The following is an 18,553-nucleotide window of genomic DNA, read 5'->3' on the forward strand; positions in this document are numbered from 1 at the left end:
AATCACGCAACTCGCACATATATATCAAAAATCGCACATAAAAGTCAGATAATCGCACATATATTTATCTCCTATTAAAAAAGGGCAAATTTTGTTTTTTTAAGAAAGACAGTACAGGGGGAGAAAACGAGTTAAAGGTTAAAATCGATAGGGCAAGGTCTCAAAAAAGAGAAGTGCACATATTATTGCGGAATTCGCACATAAAAGTGAGAAATTCGCACATATAATCAAGCAACTCGCACATATATTTCAAAAACTCGCACATATAATCACGCAACTCGCACATATATTTCAAAAACTCGCACATATAATGCGCAACCCACCTAAAAAAAGAAGTCACCGTAAAAATACAGTGACTTCCCCTCGATCTCCGTTTAGTTATCCTTAAAAGCAGATAAACAAACTAATTATTTTTCTTCTGACGATCTAGTCGTTCCCAAACACGTAAGCTTTGATATGGATCAAAGGACCATTCAATCCTACCGTTGTCTTTGTACATACCGTAATGTAAATGAGGTGGAAATTTCCCTTGCGTTCCTGGTTTACCGTAACCTGAACTTCCTACATATCCGATTACCGTACCAGGTTCTACGATTGTTCCTCGTTCCATACCTTTTTCAAAGCTACTTAAATGAGCGTAATAATGGTATACGTTTTTTACATCACGAATACCAATCCGCCAGCCACCATATTTATTCCACCCTTTTAATTCAACGATACCATAAGTGGTGGATTTAACAGGTGTTCCGTAATCTGCAAAGATATCCGTACCTTCATGGATACGACGTCCACCCCAACCACGACCATCTCCCCAAGTGCTTCGGTAACTATAATTAAAGTGTAATGGCATTGGAAATGAACGGTCACGTAAATCAAGTGTATTAAATTTCTTGTATACTTTTGCATGCCCTGTAATTAGCTCAATAGCTTTGTCTCGTTGGTAATAATCCCATAACCCGATTCGGATATCATCTTCTTTTTGCCCAAATTTCGAAAGGTGTTGAGCAAACGTGTACAACACATCTTCATCATCATTAAGATCTGCTTTTCCGTCTCCATTTCCATCTAATCCTACACCATCAAACATGGAGATAGAAATTGCATTTGTGTCTTGTTTATTTGGATTTTGTGCTCCGACCCAATCTTCCTGGGAATAGTAAATAGCAATAAAACCATCTTCTTTTGGCAAGTCTTTACGAGCTTCCCTCAGTCCTCGTTCATAGCTATCAACTGCAGCAAAATAATACCATGGAATTTGCGTAGTTGCTTCTGTTTTTAAGTATAGTGCTAATCTTTCAGCAAAAATCTCTTCTGAAGAAAGATCTTCAATGTTTGCTGCAACTATGTTCGTTGGAAGTATGAACATAAGAAGGAATAATCCGATTATTAGTTTCATTTTTTTCAATCTCATGGTAGGAACTCTCCTTTCATACTTCTTACATATATCTAGTGTGTGACTAATACATGTAAAACCATACGGAAAAATGTTGGAAATTATCATATAATCATTAGGTTACTGGTGCTGAACCTTTGAGATTTCTACCTTTTCATGTTAAAGTTACTAATGATTCTCAACATAGTATGAATACCTATAATGTAGTATAATAAGATAGCCGTTGAATATGTAAACTACGAAAGACATGCAAAGAATGGAATTGGAGTGAAACAAATGGCAAAGCAAGAAGAGTATGTGAGAAAACCAGAATGGTTAAAAATAAAGCTTAATACAAATGACTCCTATACAGGGTTAAAAAAGATGATGCGTGAGAAGAAATTACATACAGTTTGTGAGGAAGCTCGTTGTCCTAATATCCATGAGTGTTGGGCTGAGCGTAAAACAGCTACATTTATGATCCTTGGAGATGTATGTACTCGTGCTTGTCGTTTTTGTGCTGTAAAAACCGGTTTACCGAATGAATTAGATCGACAAGAACCAGAAAGAGTAGCAGAATCTGTGAAGCTCATGGGGTTAAAACACACTGTTATCACAGCAGTTGCCAGAGATGACTTGAAAGACGGAGGAGCTGAAATCTTTGCAGAGACAGTTCGTGCTATTCGTCGTGCAACGCCATTTACAACAGTAGAAGTTCTTCCATCAGATATGGGTGGAAAAATAGAAAATTTAAAAATATTAATGGATGCAAGACCTAATATATTAAATCATAATATAGAAACGGTAAAACGACTGACTCCAAGAGTTCGTGCTCGAGCAACGTATGAGCGTTCCTTAGAATTTTTAAAAAGAGCAAAGGAATTACAGCCTAAAATCCCAACAAAATCAAGTTTGATGATAGGGTTAGGGGAAACAAAGGAAGAAATAATAGAGACAATGGATGATCTCCGAGCAGTAGATGTAGATATTATGACAATTGGTCAATACTTACAGCCGTCGAAAAGCCATTTAAAAATTGTGAAATATTGGACACCTGAAGAATTTAAAGAACTTCGTGATATTGCTTTAAGTAAAGGATTTAAGCATTGTGAATCAGGTCCTTTAGTTCGTTCATCATATCATGCTGATGAACAAGTAAATGCAGCAGCGGAACAAGGTTAAATAGAAAGTCACCTTCACATTGGAGGTGACTTTCTTTGATTAGAATAATATCTAATCCATAGACCTATTAGAGTTTCGATTGTAATTCCCATGTCCTTGACGATCATAATCTCGATTCTGATCAAATCTCGTGTCCTTAAGCATTGGGTCGTCCATTTGTAACGCTTCTCCTTGAGGATATGATTTCATTTCTTCAATTGTTGCATCCAGTGTTCCTCTATAGGAAGGGTCCTGTGAAGACAATCCTTGGAATCGTTCTATGTCTTTCATGAACAGTCTACCTTCTGCAACATATACATCAAAATAGGCTGGCACGAATGAATAAGCAGTTTTCCTTAACTGAGTAGCCACTTCGCTTTTGTTATTGTTTGTTGATTCATAGGCCATTAAGACATGTTGCTCAGTAACGAGAACAGCAATTTCTTCTATGGATGGTAATGTTGCTGAGACATGACTTATCGTTTCAGCTAATAAAGAATGATCATACACAGAGTATTGTGGTACATTTTGTCCACTATAAGCTGTTTCTTTTGAGTCTCTGTGAAAACCAAATCGGTGATATTTATTGATATCCTCATCTGATGCACGACGATTAATAACAAATCTTTCTTCAGGTTGCTGATACTCACCGAATAATTGAAACCCTTGTTGAGAAGCATCATTGTTCGTTCCACAAGCTGACAATGTTAGTAAAAACAATCCGAAAAACATGAAAAAACTACTCTTTTTCATCATGTTAACACCTCCTAGTTTATAGGATGACCTAATAGAAAGGAGTTTACGGTGGTAATTGTTGGTCTCTTTCATATTGAACATTGAATTTTTTGTGTAAATAAGGCAAGATAGAAATAGAAAAGAGAGGTGCCTACTATGATCAAAGTACAAGGAAACACATATGAAGTTGTGGAAGATGTTCGTGGTGGTTGGAATGAAGAAGAGTTTAAAAATCGGTTTAGTGACGTTTTAAATAAATATGATTATATTGTAGGTGATTGGGGTTATGAACAGCTTCGATTAAAGGGATTTTTTGAAGATGATAATCGAAAATCTACATTTGATTTAAAAATTGGTTCATTACCTGAATATTTATACGAGTATTGTAACTTTGGGTGTTCTTATTTTGTTGTTAAAAAAGTTAATGAGCGAAAGAAATCCAATAAGACAGTGAAAGAAGCATTAGTAAAGTAGTCAAAAGTAGAAAGAGGCTGGGACAAAAGTGTTTTCAGTAAAGAGAAATCCGAACGAAATGATTCTTGGTATACTATTCGCGGCAGAAATATACTTCGCTTTCCGCAGACGGTTGGTTAGTAGCCGAGCGCTTAAGCACTCTTGGGGTCTCACCCTTGCCTTTTGATCCCGCCGGAGTCTTCGTATATTTCCGCCGCTAAGGTTACCTATCGTTCGTCTTTTCAATGTTACACTTTCGTTATATTCCAGCCTCTTTTTTCAAATTTCTGAGCTTAACGTTTTCTTGTTTTTTCTCTAGATTGTCGGCTTTCCTAGATCATCACAAGCCTCTTCCTTCGTCTACTTATTAAATTAAAAGGGCTCTCCACGATCAGCCCGTTTGTCATCGTGAGTAGGATGAGAACCTGGATCCTTCCGTTCTAAGTTCTGGTGAAGGTTTTTATTTTCATACGTAAATGCACTTATAGCTTGTTGACCTTCTTCCCAGGGGCTACTTTTCCCAGGAGTAGGTTGAAAGGGTGAACCATAAGGACCTTCAGGATCAAATTCTGGAAGTATTTGATTTTTGTTTTTTTCAACTGTAATGAAATCGTGATAATCTTGTTCGTTCTCTTTTTTTGAATCTACATGTCGGGAGTCTTTTCCCATTAAAAAGCACCTCCATTAACATTAGTATGTGTTATGGCGGTGCTATTCATTGTATTAAATATTAGGAAATTCAATGATAAACAATATGCTTATATTACTTCGTATAAAAATTCTCTTAGTTCTTTTCCATCTTCTTCATTTAGTTGAAAGGCATCTTCTAAGTAGCCTGGTTCTTCTAAGTCATCGGAACCAATAATGCCAAATCGATTCGATTGAATGTCTAACACAAGTTTTTTTCCATAATATCGATTGGTTGTCATAATGATTAGATCGAACCGTTGTGACTCTCCCATAAAACTAATGAACCTAGTTTTTGTATCTTCTACTTCATCATATAAGAAAAATCGTTCTGTCATAAGAAACCCTCATTTCACTCAAATTTTAGTCGTAAACGAAAACTATTCCTCAGGCATTGCAAGATGCGGTTTCTGATTTAATCGGTGATGTGCTTTAATATAACGAATTGTACCTGTTTTAGCTCTCATTACAATGGAATCCGTCTCAACTAAATCAGAACCCAAAAATCGAACTCCTTCTAGTAATTCCCCGGAAGATACGCCAGTAGCAGCAAAGATCGCGTCATCTCCTCTAACTAGATCATCCAGTTGAAGAACGAGAGAAGTATCCTCAATCCCCATTTTCTTACATCTCTCTATTTCTTCCTCATTCATTGGTGCTAAACGAGCTTGCATATCCCCGCCCAACGCTTTAATTGCAGCTGCGGTAATTACACCTTCTGGTGCTCCTCCTGTACCAACAAAAATGTCTATGCCAGTTCTTGGCATTGCGGCAGCAATAGATGCAGCAACGTCACCGTCTTCGAAAAACGTCACACGAGCACCTTTTTGGCGGATACGCTCAACCAATTCATTATGTCTTGGACGTTCTTGTATTATAACTGTAACATCTCTGACTCGTTTTTGCGTCATTTTTGCAACAATATCAATTGTTTTTTCGATAGGATCCGTTAATCGGACGAGGCCAGCAGCCTCTGGACCTACCACTAATTTTTCCATATACATATCAGGTGCATGAAGCAAAGTACCTCTGTCAGCTACAGCGATGATAGCCATGGCATTTGGATACCCTTTTGCAACGATATTTGTACCTTCTAGAGGATCCACAGCAATATCTACTTCCGGACCATTCCCTGTACCTAGTTTTTCTCCTATGTAAAGCATCGGTGCTTCATCGAGTTCCCCTTCACCTATGACAACTGTACCTTGCATGTTTACAGAATCAAACATACTTCTCATTGCATTTGTAGCAGCGTCATCTGCTTCATTCTTTAAACCTCTTCCCATCCATTGAGAGGAAGCAAGTGCTGCAGCTTCCGTAACTCGTACGATTTCCAGTGCCAATTCACGATCCAATGTTAATTCCCCCATAATTTCTCTCTATACATCTAGTAATTCTTCATCATGATACCAAAAAAGATAGGGGAAATAAATCATATTTTGAATAGTAAAGAGATTTAATAAAGGTTAGAATAGCAATGTGCTATACTAAATAGTGAAAAATAGGAGAGAAAAGGTGATATTCATGTATTTTGTAGATAGGGAATTATTAGAAAATAGATTGCAGTATATGGAGAAACAGCTGAGTATTTTTTCACAACAACAAGAATGGAAAAGTGACATAGAAAAAGTTGCTTTAGAACGCTTTGTACATATGACTATTGAAGTAATCATTGATGTAGGTAATCAAATGATTGACGGGTTTATCATGCGTGATCCAGGGAGCTACGAAGATGTAATTAACATTTTGGTGGATGAAAAGGTAATTAGTAATGAAGATGGAATAGTATTAAAGGATTTTATCTTGATGAGAAAAATAGTATTGCAAGAATATACAGAAATAAATAGTGCTGAATTACATTCAAATATGAATAAATCTATGCCAGCTTTACTAACGTTTCCAGGAAAAGTGCGTTTATATTTAGAAAATGAGCTAGGTCCTGTTTCTGCTTTTTTACCTTCAAAAGATTAAAGCATATAGATAGTAAGCGTTTTACTAAAATATATCAAATTTCAAACTAAATATTGAACATCTAATGAACGGATTAAGTCAAATTTTTAAACTTTTTACTAAGTAAATTTACGAAATACCTTTTTTAACTTACAATAAAAGGGAAGGAAGGTGAGAAATATGCCAACGAAAACCACCTCTACGAGAGATCATATTCTAGGTCTAATAAAAAAGAGGAAGCAATTAACTGTTTCTGTAATCGCTTTAGAATTAGATATTACAGAAATGGCTGTGCGACGACATTTAAATACTTTAGAGCGTGACGGAATTGTAGAAACAACTCTTTTGCGTCAAGCGATGGGACGCCCTACACACGTATATCAGTTGTCACACACTGGAGAAGAAACATTTCCAAGAGATTACGGTACTTTAGCAGTAGAGCTTCTTGATGATTTAATGGATTTAGATGGTATTGAAAAAGTCGAAGAGCTATTTAAAAAGCGAAGAGAGAGACAGAGAAAGCGTTTTGAAAAGCGAATTGGCATCGGGAAAACGTTAGAGGAAAAAGTGCAAGAATTAGCTCAGCTTCAAAATGAACAAGGATTTATGGTGGAGATTACACATGAAGAGGACGGTAGTATTATTTTTAAAGAGTATAATTGTCCCATTGCTGCTGTTGCAAAACAATTTCCAATGATCTGTGAATCAGAGCTTTTATTGTTCAAAGAAGTTTTGGATACAGAGGACATTGAATGTAAAATGTGCATAGCAACTGGACACGACCCTCATTGTTATTATAAAATTCGTAATACAAACTAAAAGTAATCGTCACTCCATGGGTGACGATATTTCTTTTGAATATGGCTTTGTTAAAGATTGTATCTGAAATTTTACGTTCAATAACATGCCCTTGATTATAAAGTAAACGGAGGAAGTACTAGTGAAAGAATATGAAGGTTATTTGATTGACCTGGATGGTACGATGTATCGAGGCGAAGAGAAGATAGAAGCGGCTTCAAGATTTGTAAAAAAATTAGCAGAAAAGCAAATTCCATATTTATTTGTTACCAATAATTCGTCGAGAACTCCAGAGCAAGTTGCTGATAAGCTAAACTCTATGGACATTCCATGCGGTTCAGATCATGTTTTCACTACAAGTATTGCTACTGCAAATTACATTGAACAAAAGCACGGTGTAGCGTCTGTGTATATGATCGGCGAAGAAGGTTTGTCTACTGCTTTGGAATCTAAAGGAATGAAGCTGGTGGAAGAAGATGCTAACGTTGTAGTTATGGGGCTAGATCGTGAACTTACATATGAAAAGTTAGCAAAGGCTTGTTTACTAGTTCGTTTTGGTGCAACGCTTCTTTCTACAAATGGAGACGTTGCTATTCCAACAGAAAGAGGTCTCTTACCAGGGAACGGCTCTCTCACATCCGTAGTAGAGGTATCTACTGGTGTGAAAGCAACTTACATGGGAAAACCAGAAGCTATTATTGTAGATCAAGCATTAGAGGTATTAGGAACAGCGCTCGAGAAGACGGTGATGGTGGGAGATAATTACAATACGGATATTTTGTCTGGGATTAATGCAGGCATGGATACCATCATTGTTCATACAGGAGTAACAACAAAGGAACATTTAACAACAGTAGAGGTGCAACCTACCTGGTCTATTGAATCTTTAGATGATTGGGAAATTTGATGGGCGGGAAGAGTCACTTCCTGTTTCGGGCATATCACAAGGTCATAGAACGACCTTGTGATATGCCCTATTCTGTATTTTCAGCGCTATGTGCTAATCTACTTGATGCCGCGGCTGCAATTGCTCCTACGATATCGTCTAAAAAAGTATGACATCCGTTGTTTTTATCATTTAATCTTTGAAGTACTCCTGGTTTCTTTTTATCAATATAACCGTAATTGGTAAACCCAATGGAGCCATATACATTTACAATAGATAGAGCTATGATTTCGTCTACGCCATATAATCCTTCATCGCGGTCAATTATCTCTTGTAGGGGACTATCGAGTAGATTTTTCTCTGCTAATCGATCTAATTGAATTCCAGTAATGATTGCGTTTTGAACTTCTCGTTTTCTCAAAACAGCTTCTACATGTTCTACACACAATTCATGTGTTAATCCTTCGTAATATTTTTTTTGCAAATAGAAAACTAACTCTGCAATTTCGTCAATGGTTACTCCTCGATCTAATAACCACGTTCTGGCTGTTTCTGTATAAAAATTACTATTATGTTTCACTTTTATCACCCTAGTTTCTGAATGTTTACGAAAAGGTTTGAATATACATTAACCTTAAAGAGTTTATCTTTCTTAGTGTCTTTCTAATTCTGTGTTTTATTCATCAGAATTCTGCAACGTAGACTATCTGAAAACAAAACGAACAGAATCCGCCTATAGGTCATAAACTATTACAGAATGCTTGAAAAAGGAGGGGAACCTCATCGTGCTAGAACGAGCTATGTTTGACCAATTACGAATATATCCAGAGGAAGTAATGAATATCGGGGATGATGTTATCATCCTTTCTGAAGGAAATTGTTATTTGCTTCGGGAATTGGACGATAGACGATTACAAAAAATATCTGAGCAGCAACATATGACAGAGTATTTATCCTATAAAGGAGAACGAGACATAGCAACATTTTTACAAGACGATAAAAATAAGATTAAGGGAATACATGTAGATGGGAAAAACTATGCTGTTTTTACAGTACACATCTACCATCATCTTGGTGAAACGGTGAATGCAGCTTCGTTAGGTAAGAGATTAGCATTATTTCATCAACGGGGAATTGGATATTCGGAGTACAATAGAGATATAGGGAAGAATATGACATCCTGGAAGGACCGTTGGGAGAAGCGACTTGATCAACTCGAACAATGGTATATGGGGATTGTAAGAGAAAAAAATCAAAAAACTGATGTAGATAAAGAGTTTTGCATCACATATCCCTATTTTATGGGGATATGTGAGAATGCGATTCAGATGATGATGGATATATCGTTAGACGATCCTCAGTTGTTCCAAAATCCGTATCATACAATATGTCACTATCGATTCCATGACCAAACGTGGCTCACTCTTCAAGAGGAAATAACATCGAATGTAAAAGTACCCACTGATTTTGTCTATGACCATATAACGAGAGATATTAGTGATTATATGAGAATGATCTGGATAGAGTATGAAGGAAATGAAACCGCTCAAAGAGAAATCATTCATTTTTTAACGGAGTATGAATCTGTATATCGACTTACTCTTACAGATCAAAAGTTATTGTTTATTCGTTTGTTATTTCCATTACATTATTTCGATCATGTAGAGAGGTATTATAACACGGGGGAAAACGCAGCAATAGCGAGTAAATGCATGCTTATTTTTCAAAATAAAATGGAGTACGAAAGATTGTTGGATTACTTATTAGAAAGATATCCAATGTTAAAAAATCAGGTTGTATTGCCAGCGTGGATAAATAAGTAGGAATAGTACAGCGAGTGAATGAGCTGTACTATTTTTTACTTTAAGAATGTTTCATTTTACTAAGGATTAAAGTATAAGATTTTCACAACATACATCCAGTTGGGTTACTTATGAAGCATTCCTTAGAATTGAGTCATATAACACGAGAACGCCAGGAATCGAAGGACAGTTTGAATTCCTGAAGGAGAGTTAGAAAGGGAGCAACGGGAATCGAAGAGGAGTTTGAATTCCCGAAGGAGCGTTAGAAAAGGAGCAATGGGAATCGGAGAGGAGTTTGAATTCCTGAAGTAGCGTTAGAAAGAGAGCAACGGGAATCGAAGAGGAGTTTGAATTCCCGAAGGAGCGTTAGAAAAGGAGCAATGGGAATCGAAGAGGAGTTTGAATTCCTGAAGTAGCGTTAGAAAGAGAGCAACGGGAATCGAAGGACAGTTTGAATTCCTGAAGGAGCGTTAGAAAGGGAGCAACGGGAATCGAAGAGGAGTTTGAATTCCCGAAGGAGAGTTAGAAAGGGAGCAACGGGAATCGAAGAGGAGTTTGAATTCCCGAAGGAGCGTTAGAAAAGGAGCAATGGGAATCGAAGAGGAGTTTGAATTCCCGGAGGAGCGTTAGAAAGGAAACAACGGGAATCGAAGAGGAGTTTGAATTCCCGAAGGAGCGTTAGAAAAGGAGCAATGGGAATCGAAGAGGAGTTTGAATTCCCGGAGGAGCGTTAGAAGGAAACAACGGGAATCGAAGAGGAGTTTGAATTCCCGAAGGAGCGTTAAAAAGGAAACAATGGGAATCGAAGAGGAGTTTGAATTCCCGAAGGAGCGTTAGAAAAGGAGCATCGGGAATCGAAGGACAGTTTGAATTCCTGAAGGAGCGTTAGAAAAGGAGCAACGGGAATCGAAGAGGAGTTTGAATTCCCGAAGGAGCGTTAGAAAGAGAGCAATGGGAATCGAAGAGGAGTTTGAATTCCCGAAGGAGCGTTAGAAAAGGAGCAATGGGAATCGAAGGCCAGTTTGTATTCCCGAAGGAGCGTTAGAAAGGAAACAACGGGAATCGAAGAGGAGTTTGAATTCCCGAAGGAGCGTTAAAAAGGAAACAATGGGAATCGAAGACTAGTTTCAATTCCCGAAGGAGCGTTAGAAAAGGAGCATCGGGAATCGAAGGACAGTTTGAATTCCTGAAGGAGAGTTAGAAAGGGAGCAACGGGAATCGAAGAGGAGTTTGAATTCCCGAAGGAGCGTTAGAAAAGGAGCAATGGGAATCGAAGAGGAGTTTGAATTCCTGAAGCAGCGTTAGAAAGAGAGCAATGGGAATCGAAGAGGAGTTAGTTGTTTACATATACAAGAATTAGACTCTTTTCAAAAGTTTAAGTATTACCTTTTTGGAACCTAGAAGGATTTAACTCTAAGCGCCATCAACCTTGTCAAAAAAAGTGCGTTTTCCAACATTTCCTTTTTGGTGGGAGACAGTATGTTGCTTAAGGCTATCTCTGCTCTAGTGTATACTTAAAGATATATTATTTTAGAAAGAATACACTTATAAGGAGATGAATTGTCTTGGGAAAACCGTATGTGTATATTACTAGGAATGTTCCAAAAGAAACTATTACATCACTTGAAGAAGTCGCTGAAGTTGCAATGTGGCCACACGAGGAAGAGCCTGTGCCAAGAAACATTTTACTTCAAGAAGCAGAGAAAGCAGATGGATTGTTTACCATGCTTTCCGATAAAGTAGACAAGGAGCTAATGGATGGTGCTCCACACTTAAAAGTTATTGCAAACTTAGCGGTAGGTTTTGACAATATTGATGTTCAAACTGCAACGGATAAAAAGATAGTAGTATGCAATACCCCAGATGTATTAACGGATACAACAGCAGATCTAACTTTCGCACTACTAATGGCAACTGCTCGTCGTATTGTGGAGGCATCGGATTATGTGAAGGACGGTAAGTGGAAAAATTGGGGGCCACTTCTATTAGCGGGAACAGATATTCACCATAAAACAATAGGTATCGTCGGTATGGGAAGAATTGGTGCTGCAGTGGCTAAACGAGCAACAGGATTTGATATGGAAATTTTATATCATAACCGTTCTAGAAACGAGAAAGCAGAAAAAGAGTTAGGTGCTACATATGTTAGTTTTGACGAACTTATAAAGAGATCAGATTTTGTAGTTTGTTTGGCACCGCTTACGAAGGAAACAGAAAATCTTTTCACATGGGCAACTTTTACTCTGATGAAAAAGTCAGCAATATTTATCAATGCATCTCGAGGAGCGGTTGTGGATGAAGTGGCGTTAGAAAGGGCACTAGAGGAAAAGGAAATTGGCGGGGCCGGCTTAGATGTATTTAGGGTAGAACCTATTAGTGCTACTCACCCACTCCTTCGTTTTAAAAATGTAGTGGCATTACCTCATATAGGTAGTTCTAGCATGGAAACACGGTATGCTATGTGCGAACTAGTAAGTAGAAACATAGCAAATGTCCTCCTAGGTTCAAAACCAGAAACAAGTGTTAATCCAGAAGTGTTAGGATAAGCAAAGCGCAAGGCATGAAGTTAGCAAAGTGGAGTGTAGAAGCGTCTGCAGCCCCTTAGGAAAGCGAGCAGGTTGTAGCGAATGGAATACTCACCAACAAAGTTAGTATAACTAGATAAGCTATCCTCTAAGTATTTTGAGGGGAGGCATTCGTTGAAAAAAAGAGGTGTGTCACTATGGACACACCTCTTTACATATTAAAATACTTGTTCTAGTTCTTTTACTCCAGGAACTTCTTCAAGAAGAGCGCGCTCAATACCAGCTTTTAATGTGATAGTAGAACTAGGGCAAGAACCGCATGCTCCCATTAGACGAACTTTAACAATTCCATCTTCTACGTCTACTAATTCCACGTCTCCACCATCTCTTAGAAGGAATGGACGCAATTTATCAAGAACTTCTTGTACTTGTGATTCAATTGTTACTTCTGCCATGTAAAACACTCCTTTCTTTCCTCCATTATAATATCCAACTAAAAAAAAATCCATGAACATAACTTGAATTTTTCTATTATTATGTTGGTAACTGTATTATTCCCATTATAAAATTTCGTGTAATTGTGATAAAATTTAAAAGGTTAGACGATATCCTAAGTATCTGCATAGGTGTTTGTATTTAAAGGGGCGTTAATAATGGAGATTATCATTACTGTTTACGGTGCAGAGGAAAAGTGTGCTAGTTGCATACATTTACCAAGTGCCTATGAGACGAAAGAATGGTTAGAGGCTGCGATTACAAGAAAATTTCCTGATAGAAAATTTTCTTTTCAATATTGTGATATTCACGAGCCTAAAACAGAAGAAGAAAAACAGTTTTCACAACAAATAATGGATGATGAGTACTTTTATCCATTGGTAGTTCTAAATGGTAACGTTGTTGGAGAAGGAAATCCTAATCTACCTTCCATTTATAAGGAAATTGAAAAAGTATGAGGTAGTAAGTACTGTCTGACTTACGGAATATCTTTGAGAATTGAAAAGGAGCTGGGGCATTACAAAAGTGTAGATCTGAAAATACGAACGATAGGTAACATTAGTGGAGGAAATATACGAAAAATCCGGAGGGATTAAAAGGCAAGGGGTGAGACCACAGGAGTGCTTAAGCACTTGGCGGCTCACCATCCGCCCGCGGAACGTGAAGTATACTTCCGTATCGAATACTACTATACGCAAGGATCATTTCGTTCGGATTTCTCAGCGATGGAAACACTTTTGTCTCAGTTTTTTTCTTTAATAACCTGAATGATGTTTGTACATCCATAATACTCCTGATTTTAATACACGAGGTACTCTACCTGTTAATGCTTTTTCTCCCATAAGTCCAAAACCATGTTTTTTTCCTAATGAGCCGAGAACACCTTTTAATTTAATTTTTGGCATCATTTCAGGGAACTCCTCGCCGTTCCATTTCTTTTCAAGGAGCATAACAATTTGTTCAGCTTGAGATTCTGCAAGTTGAGCACTAGGCGCATGATCAAGTGCCGCACAATCTCCAACAACAAAAACATTCTTATATCCTGGTATATGATAATGCTTTGTTACACGAACTCTGCCCATATTGTCTTTATCCACATCCAATTGACGAACTATCTGGTTAGCTTGAATACCAGCAGTCCAAATGATAGCGTCTACTTCCACTGGATTTCCGTGATTATAGATTACTTCTCTTTCCACCTTAGTAATATTTGCCTCGTTTATGATTTCAACATCATTCTCTAATAACCAATCTGTTACATAATGGTATAGCTTCGGTGGGAACATAGATAAAATATTTTTACCACGATCATATAGTTGAACATGTAAATCTCGTCGACTTTCACGAAGTTCACTTGCAAGCTCTACACCACTTAATCCCCCACCAACAATAGCAACTTTTCCGTTTGCTTTTACACTTTGTAACACATGGTATGTTTTGCGAGCTCTCCGCATACTCTGGATGCTTAAGGTGTTTTCTGCTGCACCTGGAACATTGTGATACTTATCTTCACAGCCAAGACCAATAATGAGATCATCGTAGGATAATTCATCTCCGTTAGATAACTTCACAATTTGATTTTCTAGCATAATTTCAGAAACTGCTTCGAATTTTAATTCTAGTCGTACATCATTAGGAAACGATAATCGTAAATGAGTATCTGCTACGGTTCCAGCTGCTAATGCGTAAAACTCTGTTTTTAGACTATGATATGGCTCTTTTTCTATCAATGTGATAGAGACATCTTTAATTGTACTAGAAGCAAGTAATCGTTGAATTATTCGAAATCCTCCATAACCTCCACCTAAAATAAGCAAATTGCGCATATTTCAGCCTCCTTTTGCTGTGAGATGCGTAAAAAGAAATATAATGAAGCGTTTATTCTATATGTATTGTTATAATAGTAGAAACCTTTTAACCATTTTAAATATTATCAGGTTTCTGAAGAAAGGACAATATATTTGGATAGAATAATAATATTAGTGTTTCATAACTTTTATTATGTTGACAAAATAATAATTAGTAGGTAATATAAGTTAGATTACATGGCACTAACACAGAGGTGAACGTATGCAACCAATTATTGAATTTTGTGTTAGCAATTTAGCCAGTGGCACACAGGCTGTAAAAGAACAATTAGAGAAAGACCCGAACTTAGATGTAATAGAGTACGGATGTTTAAGTTTTTGTGGCCAATGCGCGAGGAAAAAATTTGCCTTAGTAAATGGTGAAGTAGTAACTGGCGATACAAATGAAGAATTGCTAACAAACATATACCAATTTATAGAAGATAACCCTATGTTTTAAGAGACCTCCTGACAAAAAAAGGTGGTCTCTTTTTTTGCAGGCATTATAATGAACGAATTCGTCTACTTTCTTGAAGTAAGGTGAAGAGAGCAATATACTTGCGACATGAACAACTTTAATGGAAATAATAATTTGCGACTAACAACTAAAAATATATAACCAGAAGCTATAAGATATATTCTATGCATATTTGATTATGTTAAACTAACCTTTATAGGTACATATACGAATAGAGGGTGAGAAACGTGAAACCAATTCCTTTTGATCATTCATGGCCATATGAGAAACAAATGGGTGATATATATCTTTCTGAATGTCCATACTGCAAGGCACATAATGTTTTGACACATATGAATGAAGAAATGCTTGACCGAGCGAAAGACAAAGTAAAAACGAGACTTAACATTCCATGTTGTTTGAGAACAATGATAATATTGGAAGCTGATGAGGATTATTTCTGGACGAACGAGAAATTACGTTAATAGTGGTATAAGGAGGCTAAAAAAATGCAATTTACGAAAATGCACGGATTAGGGAATCAATATATTTTTGTAAATCAATTGAAAGAGAACTTGCCTGAAGCGGATTTAAAAGATCTAGCGATAGAAGTAGCGGATATTTACACTGGGATAGGATCCGATGGGTTGATTTTAATAGGATCATCAGAAAAAGCAGATTTACAAATGAGAGTGTTTAATAAAGACGGATCTGAAGCAAAGAACTGTGGAAATGGGTTACGTTGTGTAGCAAAGTATGCATATGACAAGGGACTTGTTGCGAAAACAACGATGACGATAGAAACAAAAGAAGTAACAGTGGAAGCAACGGTTACTGTTCATGAGAAAACGAATAATGTGAGACTTGTTACTGTTGACATGGGTCAACCTTTCTTACAGCCGGATCAAATACCTGTAACAGGTGTATCCACTACTCCTGTTGTGAATGAGGATATTGAAGTGGAAGGGAAAGATTACAAAATGACAGCAGTATCTATGGGGAATCCTCATGTCGTGTTTTTCGTGGATGATATTAATCAAGCTCCATTAACGACAGTGGGGGCGAAGGTAGAGTGGCATGAAAGGTTTCCTGAAGGGGTAAATGTGGAATTCGTTGAAGTTGTTTCTGAAAAAGAATTGAACTTCCGTGTGTGGGAACGAGGTTCGGGAATCACTCAGGCTTGTGGAACAGGAGCGTGTGCAGCTGTCGTTGCTGCGGTTCTAAATAGTCATTCTTCGAAAGGGGAAGAGGTGTTAGTTCATCTAGCAGGGGGCGATTTGCAGATCAAATGGGATAACGACGGTCGCGTGTGGATGACAGGACCAGCAGAGTACATTTGTGAAGGTGAGTTTTATAGAAGAGTTGATCGGGTATGAATGTAAAAAAGGAGCTTGGATTCCAAGCTCCTTTTCATATTAATATGTTTTTACAACGTTATAGAATGTATCTCTTTCAACTGGAGTTTTATTTGCTCCTTTGATGAGATAAATCAATTCTTCACGAGTTAAGCCTTGTGAAGTTAATGCTCCAACAGAGTGAGAAATTCTTTCTTCGATTAGTGTACCGTGAATATCGGAACTTCCAAATGTTAATGCCATTTGAGTTAATTGTGGACCGATATTGATCCAATACGCTTTTATATGATCAAAGTTATCTAGCATTAAACGGCTAATTGCAATAGTACGTAAATCATCGTATGCAGATGTACGGCGCTTCAACCCTGCATTAATGCTCTTTGGTTGCATTGCTAGGGGGATGAAAACCATATATCCGTTTGTACGATCTTGTAACTCACGTAAACGATCCATGTGGATAAGTCGTTCTTCTTTTGTTTCAATTGAGCCGTAAAGCATCGTAGCATGAGTTTTTAACCCTAATCCATGTGCAATTTCATGTGCCTCTAACCATTGATCAGTAGACGCTTTATCAGGACTCATTTTTAAACGATAGCGCTCTGTTAAGATCTCCGCTCCTCCACCTGGAAGAGTATCTAATCCAGCTTTAATTAATTCTTCCATCACTTCTTTCATGGAAAGACCAGATATACGGGAGAAAAACTCAATTTCTGCTCCAGTATAAGCTTTAACTGTACATTGAGGATAGTGTTTCTTAAGGACTCTAATTGTATCTAAATAGTAATCGAACGGAACTTCGGTGTTATGGCCACCAACAATGTGGAATTCGCGAATGTTATCATTCCAACGATCTTCTACATATTTTAATAATTCTTCCTCGTTCATTGTATAAGCCCCTTCTTCACCAGGCTTACGCTTAAACCCACAAAAAGAACAACTAGCTTCACATACGTTAGTTGGATTAATGTACATATTTTGGATAAAATAAACATTATTGCCATTCTTTTGCTCGTTCACTTGATTTGCTAGTTGAGCCACTGATAATAAATCAGGTGTATCGTATAACTTTAAACCATCTTCAATAGTAAGGCGTTCACCATTGGTCACTTTTGCCTTAATATCCTCAAGACTTGGATCTAATAATACTATACTCATGTTTTCTCCCCCCGAGAATTATAAATAGCTTGCTTGTCCGATAAAACAGCTATTGTTTATAATTAATTGGAATTGAATAATAATAAGTTTCAAAAGGATACCCCAGTATGAAAAAATATATATGTTTATTCGCATATCGAAACTCTTTCTCTATCTTACCATCAAAATTACAAAAGTGACAAATGGTTGTTATAGGAATATATATAATTAATACAATAATGATGGAAAATGGTATTCTTTCGAATCAGTTCACTTGATGAGAGTATATTGAGCAGTTATACTGAAGGTGACATCCATATAAAGAAGGGGTGAAACAATGATTCATATTAGTGAAGCAGCCGCTACACAGATTAAAAAGATGATGGAAGAGGAAGAAAGTTCTGTATTCCTACGCGTAGGTGTAAAAGGTGGAGGATGCAGTGGTCTTTCTTATGGTATGGGATTTGAATCTGAAGCAAATGACGATGATACAAAATTAGAAATTCACGGTATTAACGTAGTTGTTGATAGTGAAAGTGCACCGATATTAAAAGATCTTGCTATTGATTATAAACAAAACATGATGGGTGGGGGATTCACTATTGACAATCCGAACGCCATTGCTTCATGTGGCTGTGGGTCTTCCTTTAGAACAGCTACAAATGCGGGAACACCTGAAGAGTGTTAATTGTTATATAAAAAACCAACTATTTTATGATAAGTAGTTGGTTTTTTTTGTTTAAGTAACCATAGCTCAGCTGATGGCATTTGGATTGGCAATAACTTCCTTTGTCGGCACACGAGCAGAGGATAGCACTACCGAACGATGTGTAACCTTAGCGAAGTATATTTCCGTGGCGAGTAGTAAAAATATAGTTATCATTTCGTTCGGCTTT

Annotated in this window: 21 protein-coding genes; 12 read left to right on the forward strand and 9 right to left on the reverse strand. The window is 37.2% G+C overall.

Annotated elements, in window-relative coordinates:
• Window positions 1–403: 403 nt before the first annotated feature.
• On the reverse strand, window positions 404–1,411 hold the full coding sequence (locus ACERII_RS22215; protein WP_373645167.1) for a M23 family metallopeptidase: 1,008 nt from the start codon (window positions 1,409–1,411) through the stop codon (window positions 404–406).
• 258 nt (window positions 1,412–1,669) lie between these two features.
• Between ACERII_RS22215 and lipA the strand changes: the two genes are divergently transcribed.
• Window positions 1,670–2,554, forward strand: a complete 885-nt coding sequence (gene lipA, locus ACERII_RS22220) for a lipoyl synthase (RefSeq protein WP_373645168.1) — start codon at window positions 1,670–1,672, stop codon at window positions 2,552–2,554.
• 51 nt (window positions 2,555–2,605) lie between these two features.
• On the opposite strand, the gene ACERII_RS22225 is transcribed toward lipA, so the two are convergent.
• A complete protein-coding gene (locus ACERII_RS22225; protein ID WP_373645169.1) occupies window positions 2,606–3,289 on the reverse strand; it encodes a YhcN/YlaJ family sporulation lipoprotein in 684 nt (227 codons plus the stop codon).
• 135 nt (window positions 3,290–3,424) lie between these two features.
• Between ACERII_RS22225 and ACERII_RS22230 the strand changes: the two genes are divergently transcribed.
• Window positions 3,425–3,742, forward strand: a complete 318-nt coding sequence (locus ACERII_RS22230) for a YutD family protein (RefSeq protein WP_373645170.1) — start codon at window positions 3,425–3,427, stop codon at window positions 3,740–3,742.
• Between the two features lie 351 nt (window positions 3,743–4,093).
• Here ACERII_RS22230 and ACERII_RS22235 read toward each other — a convergent pair whose 3' ends face one another.
• The 3 genes from ACERII_RS22235 to glpX form a co-directional block, all read right to left on the reverse strand.
• Complete coding sequence (locus ACERII_RS22235) at window positions 4,094–4,390, reverse strand: hypothetical protein (protein ID WP_373645171.1); 297 nt, start codon at window positions 4,388–4,390, stop codon at window positions 4,094–4,096.
• An 89-nt stretch (window positions 4,391–4,479) separates the two neighbouring features.
• Window positions 4,480–4,746 carry a DUF3055 domain-containing protein gene (locus ACERII_RS22240; protein WP_373645172.1) on the reverse strand — a complete coding sequence of 89 codons (267 nt, stop codon included), beginning with the start codon at window positions 4,744–4,746 and terminating at the stop codon, window positions 4,480–4,482.
• Between the two features lie 42 nt (window positions 4,747–4,788).
• Window positions 4,789–5,763, reverse strand: coding sequence for a class II fructose-bisphosphatase (gene glpX / locus ACERII_RS22245; RefSeq protein ID WP_373645173.1), 975 nt, complete (start codon window positions 5,761–5,763; stop codon window positions 4,789–4,791).
• 169 nt (window positions 5,764–5,932) lie between these two features.
• Here glpX and ACERII_RS22250 point away from each other — a divergent pair, with 169 nt between their 5' ends.
• From ACERII_RS22250 to ACERII_RS22260, 3 genes are all read left to right on the forward strand, one after another.
• Window positions 5,933–6,379: a DUF86 domain-containing protein gene (locus ACERII_RS22250; RefSeq protein ID WP_373645174.1), complete on the forward strand. Its 447-nt coding sequence runs from the start codon at window positions 5,933–5,935 to the stop codon at window positions 6,377–6,379.
• 159 nt (window positions 6,380–6,538) lie between these two features.
• Entirely contained in the window at window positions 6,539–7,177 is a 639-nt protein-coding gene (locus ACERII_RS22255) for a helix-turn-helix transcriptional regulator (protein ID WP_373645175.1), read from the forward strand.
• A gap of 121 nt (window positions 7,178–7,298) precedes the next feature.
• Window positions 7,299–8,063, forward strand: coding sequence for a TIGR01457 family HAD-type hydrolase (locus ACERII_RS22260; protein ID WP_373645176.1), 765 nt, complete (start codon window positions 7,299–7,301; stop codon window positions 8,061–8,063).
• A 67-nt stretch (window positions 8,064–8,130) separates the two neighbouring features.
• Here the strand turns inward: ACERII_RS22260 and ACERII_RS22265 are convergent, their stop codons facing one another.
• Window positions 8,131–8,622 (reverse strand): phosphatidylglycerophosphatase A family protein, encoded by a 492-nt coding sequence (locus tag ACERII_RS22265; RefSeq protein ID WP_373645177.1) that lies wholly within the window; start codon window positions 8,620–8,622, stop codon window positions 8,131–8,133.
• A gap of 205 nt (window positions 8,623–8,827) precedes the next feature.
• On the opposite strand from ACERII_RS22265, the gene yutH reads away from it, so the two are divergent.
• Complete coding sequence (gene yutH, locus ACERII_RS22270; protein ID WP_373645178.1) at window positions 8,828–9,865, forward strand: spore coat putative kinase YutH; 1,038 nt, start codon at window positions 8,828–8,830, stop codon at window positions 9,863–9,865.
• A 1,544-nt stretch (window positions 9,866–11,409) separates the two neighbouring features.
• Window positions 11,410–12,390 (forward strand): 2-hydroxyacid dehydrogenase, encoded by a 981-nt coding sequence (locus ACERII_RS22275; RefSeq protein WP_373645179.1) that lies wholly within the window; start codon window positions 11,410–11,412, stop codon window positions 12,388–12,390.
• Between the two features lie 197 nt (window positions 12,391–12,587).
• On the opposite strand, the gene ACERII_RS22280 is transcribed toward ACERII_RS22275, so the two are convergent.
• Window positions 12,588–12,884, reverse strand: coding sequence for a NifU family protein (locus ACERII_RS22280; protein ID WP_373645180.1), 297 nt, complete (start codon window positions 12,882–12,884; stop codon window positions 12,588–12,590).
• A 138-nt stretch (window positions 12,885–13,022) separates the two neighbouring features.
• Between ACERII_RS22280 and ACERII_RS22285 the strand changes: the two genes are divergently transcribed.
• A complete protein-coding gene (locus ACERII_RS22285; RefSeq protein WP_373645181.1) occupies window positions 13,023–13,322 on the forward strand; it encodes a YuzD family protein in 300 nt (99 codons plus the stop codon).
• Window positions 13,323–13,619: 297 nt separating this feature from the next.
• On the opposite strand, the gene ACERII_RS22290 is transcribed toward ACERII_RS22285, so the two are convergent.
• Entirely contained in the window at window positions 13,620–14,690 is a 1,071-nt protein-coding gene (locus ACERII_RS22290) for an NAD(P)/FAD-dependent oxidoreductase (RefSeq protein ID WP_373645182.1), read from the reverse strand.
• A gap of 244 nt (window positions 14,691–14,934) precedes the next feature.
• Between ACERII_RS22290 and ACERII_RS22295 the strand changes: the two genes are divergently transcribed.
• From ACERII_RS22295 to dapF, 3 genes are all read left to right on the forward strand, one after another.
• Window positions 14,935–15,171: a YuzB family protein gene (locus ACERII_RS22295; protein WP_373645183.1), complete on the forward strand. Its 237-nt coding sequence runs from the start codon at window positions 14,935–14,937 to the stop codon at window positions 15,169–15,171.
• A gap of 245 nt (window positions 15,172–15,416) precedes the next feature.
• Entirely contained in the window at window positions 15,417–15,653 is a 237-nt protein-coding gene (locus ACERII_RS22300) for a hypothetical protein (protein WP_373645184.1), read from the forward strand.
• A gap of 24 nt (window positions 15,654–15,677) precedes the next feature.
• Window positions 15,678–16,544: a diaminopimelate epimerase gene (gene dapF, locus ACERII_RS22305; RefSeq protein ID WP_373645185.1), complete on the forward strand. Its 867-nt coding sequence runs from the start codon at window positions 15,678–15,680 to the stop codon at window positions 16,542–16,544.
• 39 nt (window positions 16,545–16,583) lie between these two features.
• Here dapF and mqnE read toward each other — a convergent pair whose 3' ends face one another.
• The gene (gene mqnE / locus ACERII_RS22310) at window positions 16,584–17,678 is read right to left on the reverse strand and encodes an aminofutalosine synthase MqnE (protein WP_373645186.1); all 1,095 of its coding nucleotides are present in this window, start codon (window positions 17,676–17,678) and stop codon (window positions 16,584–16,586) included.
• A 316-nt stretch (window positions 17,679–17,994) separates the two neighbouring features.
• On the opposite strand from mqnE, the gene ACERII_RS22315 reads away from it, so the two are divergent.
• Complete coding sequence (locus tag ACERII_RS22315; RefSeq protein WP_373645187.1) at window positions 17,995–18,345, forward strand: HesB/IscA family protein; 351 nt, start codon at window positions 17,995–17,997, stop codon at window positions 18,343–18,345.
• Window positions 18,346–18,553 lie beyond the last annotated feature (208 nt).

The organism is Evansella sp. AB-rgal1 (assembly GCF_041820985.1).
Lineage (GTDB): Bacteria > Bacillota > Bacilli > Bacillales > Salisediminibacteriaceae > Evansella.

Excerpts from the sequence above, each read along its gene's own strand:
- ACERII_RS22215 (WP_373645167.1), bottom strand. The coding sequence starts at position 1,411 with ATGAGATTGAAAAAAATGAAACTAATAATCGGATTATTCCTTCTTATG.
- lipA (WP_373645168.1), top strand. The coding sequence starts at position 1,670 with ATGGCAAAGCAAGAAGAGTATGTGAGAAAACCAGAATGGTTAAAAATA.
- ACERII_RS22225 (WP_373645169.1), bottom strand. The coding sequence starts at position 3,289 with ATGATGAAAAAGAGTAGTTTTTTCATGTTTTTCGGATTGTTTTTACTA.
- ACERII_RS22230 (WP_373645170.1), top strand. The coding sequence starts at position 3,425 with ATGATCAAAGTACAAGGAAACACATATGAAGTTGTGGAAGATGTTCGT.
- ACERII_RS22235 (WP_373645171.1), bottom strand. The coding sequence starts at position 4,390 with ATGGGAAAAGACTCCCGACATGTAGATTCAAAAAAAGAGAACGAACAA.
- ACERII_RS22240 (WP_373645172.1), bottom strand. The coding sequence starts at position 4,746 with ATGACAGAACGATTTTTCTTATATGATGAAGTAGAAGATACAAAAACT.
- ACERII_RS22250 (WP_373645174.1), top strand. The coding sequence starts at position 5,933 with ATGTATTTTGTAGATAGGGAATTATTAGAAAATAGATTGCAGTATATG.
- ACERII_RS22255 (WP_373645175.1), top strand. The coding sequence starts at position 6,539 with ATGCCAACGAAAACCACCTCTACGAGAGATCATATTCTAGGTCTAATA.
- ACERII_RS22280 (WP_373645180.1), bottom strand. The coding sequence starts at position 12,884 with ATGTTCATGGATTTTTTTTTAGTTGGATATTATAATGGAGGAAAGAAA.
- ACERII_RS22285 (WP_373645181.1), top strand. The coding sequence starts at position 13,023 with ATGGAGATTATCATTACTGTTTACGGTGCAGAGGAAAAGTGTGCTAGT.
- ACERII_RS22290 (WP_373645182.1), bottom strand. The coding sequence starts at position 14,690 with ATGCGCAATTTGCTTATTTTAGGTGGAGGTTATGGAGGATTTCGAATA.
- ACERII_RS22295 (WP_373645183.1), top strand. The coding sequence starts at position 14,935 with ATGCAACCAATTATTGAATTTTGTGTTAGCAATTTAGCCAGTGGCACA.
- dapF (WP_373645185.1), top strand. The coding sequence starts at position 15,678 with ATGCAATTTACGAAAATGCACGGATTAGGGAATCAATATATTTTTGTA.
- mqnE (WP_373645186.1), bottom strand. The coding sequence starts at position 17,678 with ATGAGTATAGTATTATTAGATCCAAGTCTTGAGGATATTAAGGCAAAA.
- ACERII_RS22315 (WP_373645187.1), top strand. The coding sequence starts at position 17,995 with ATGATTCATATTAGTGAAGCAGCCGCTACACAGATTAAAAAGATGATG.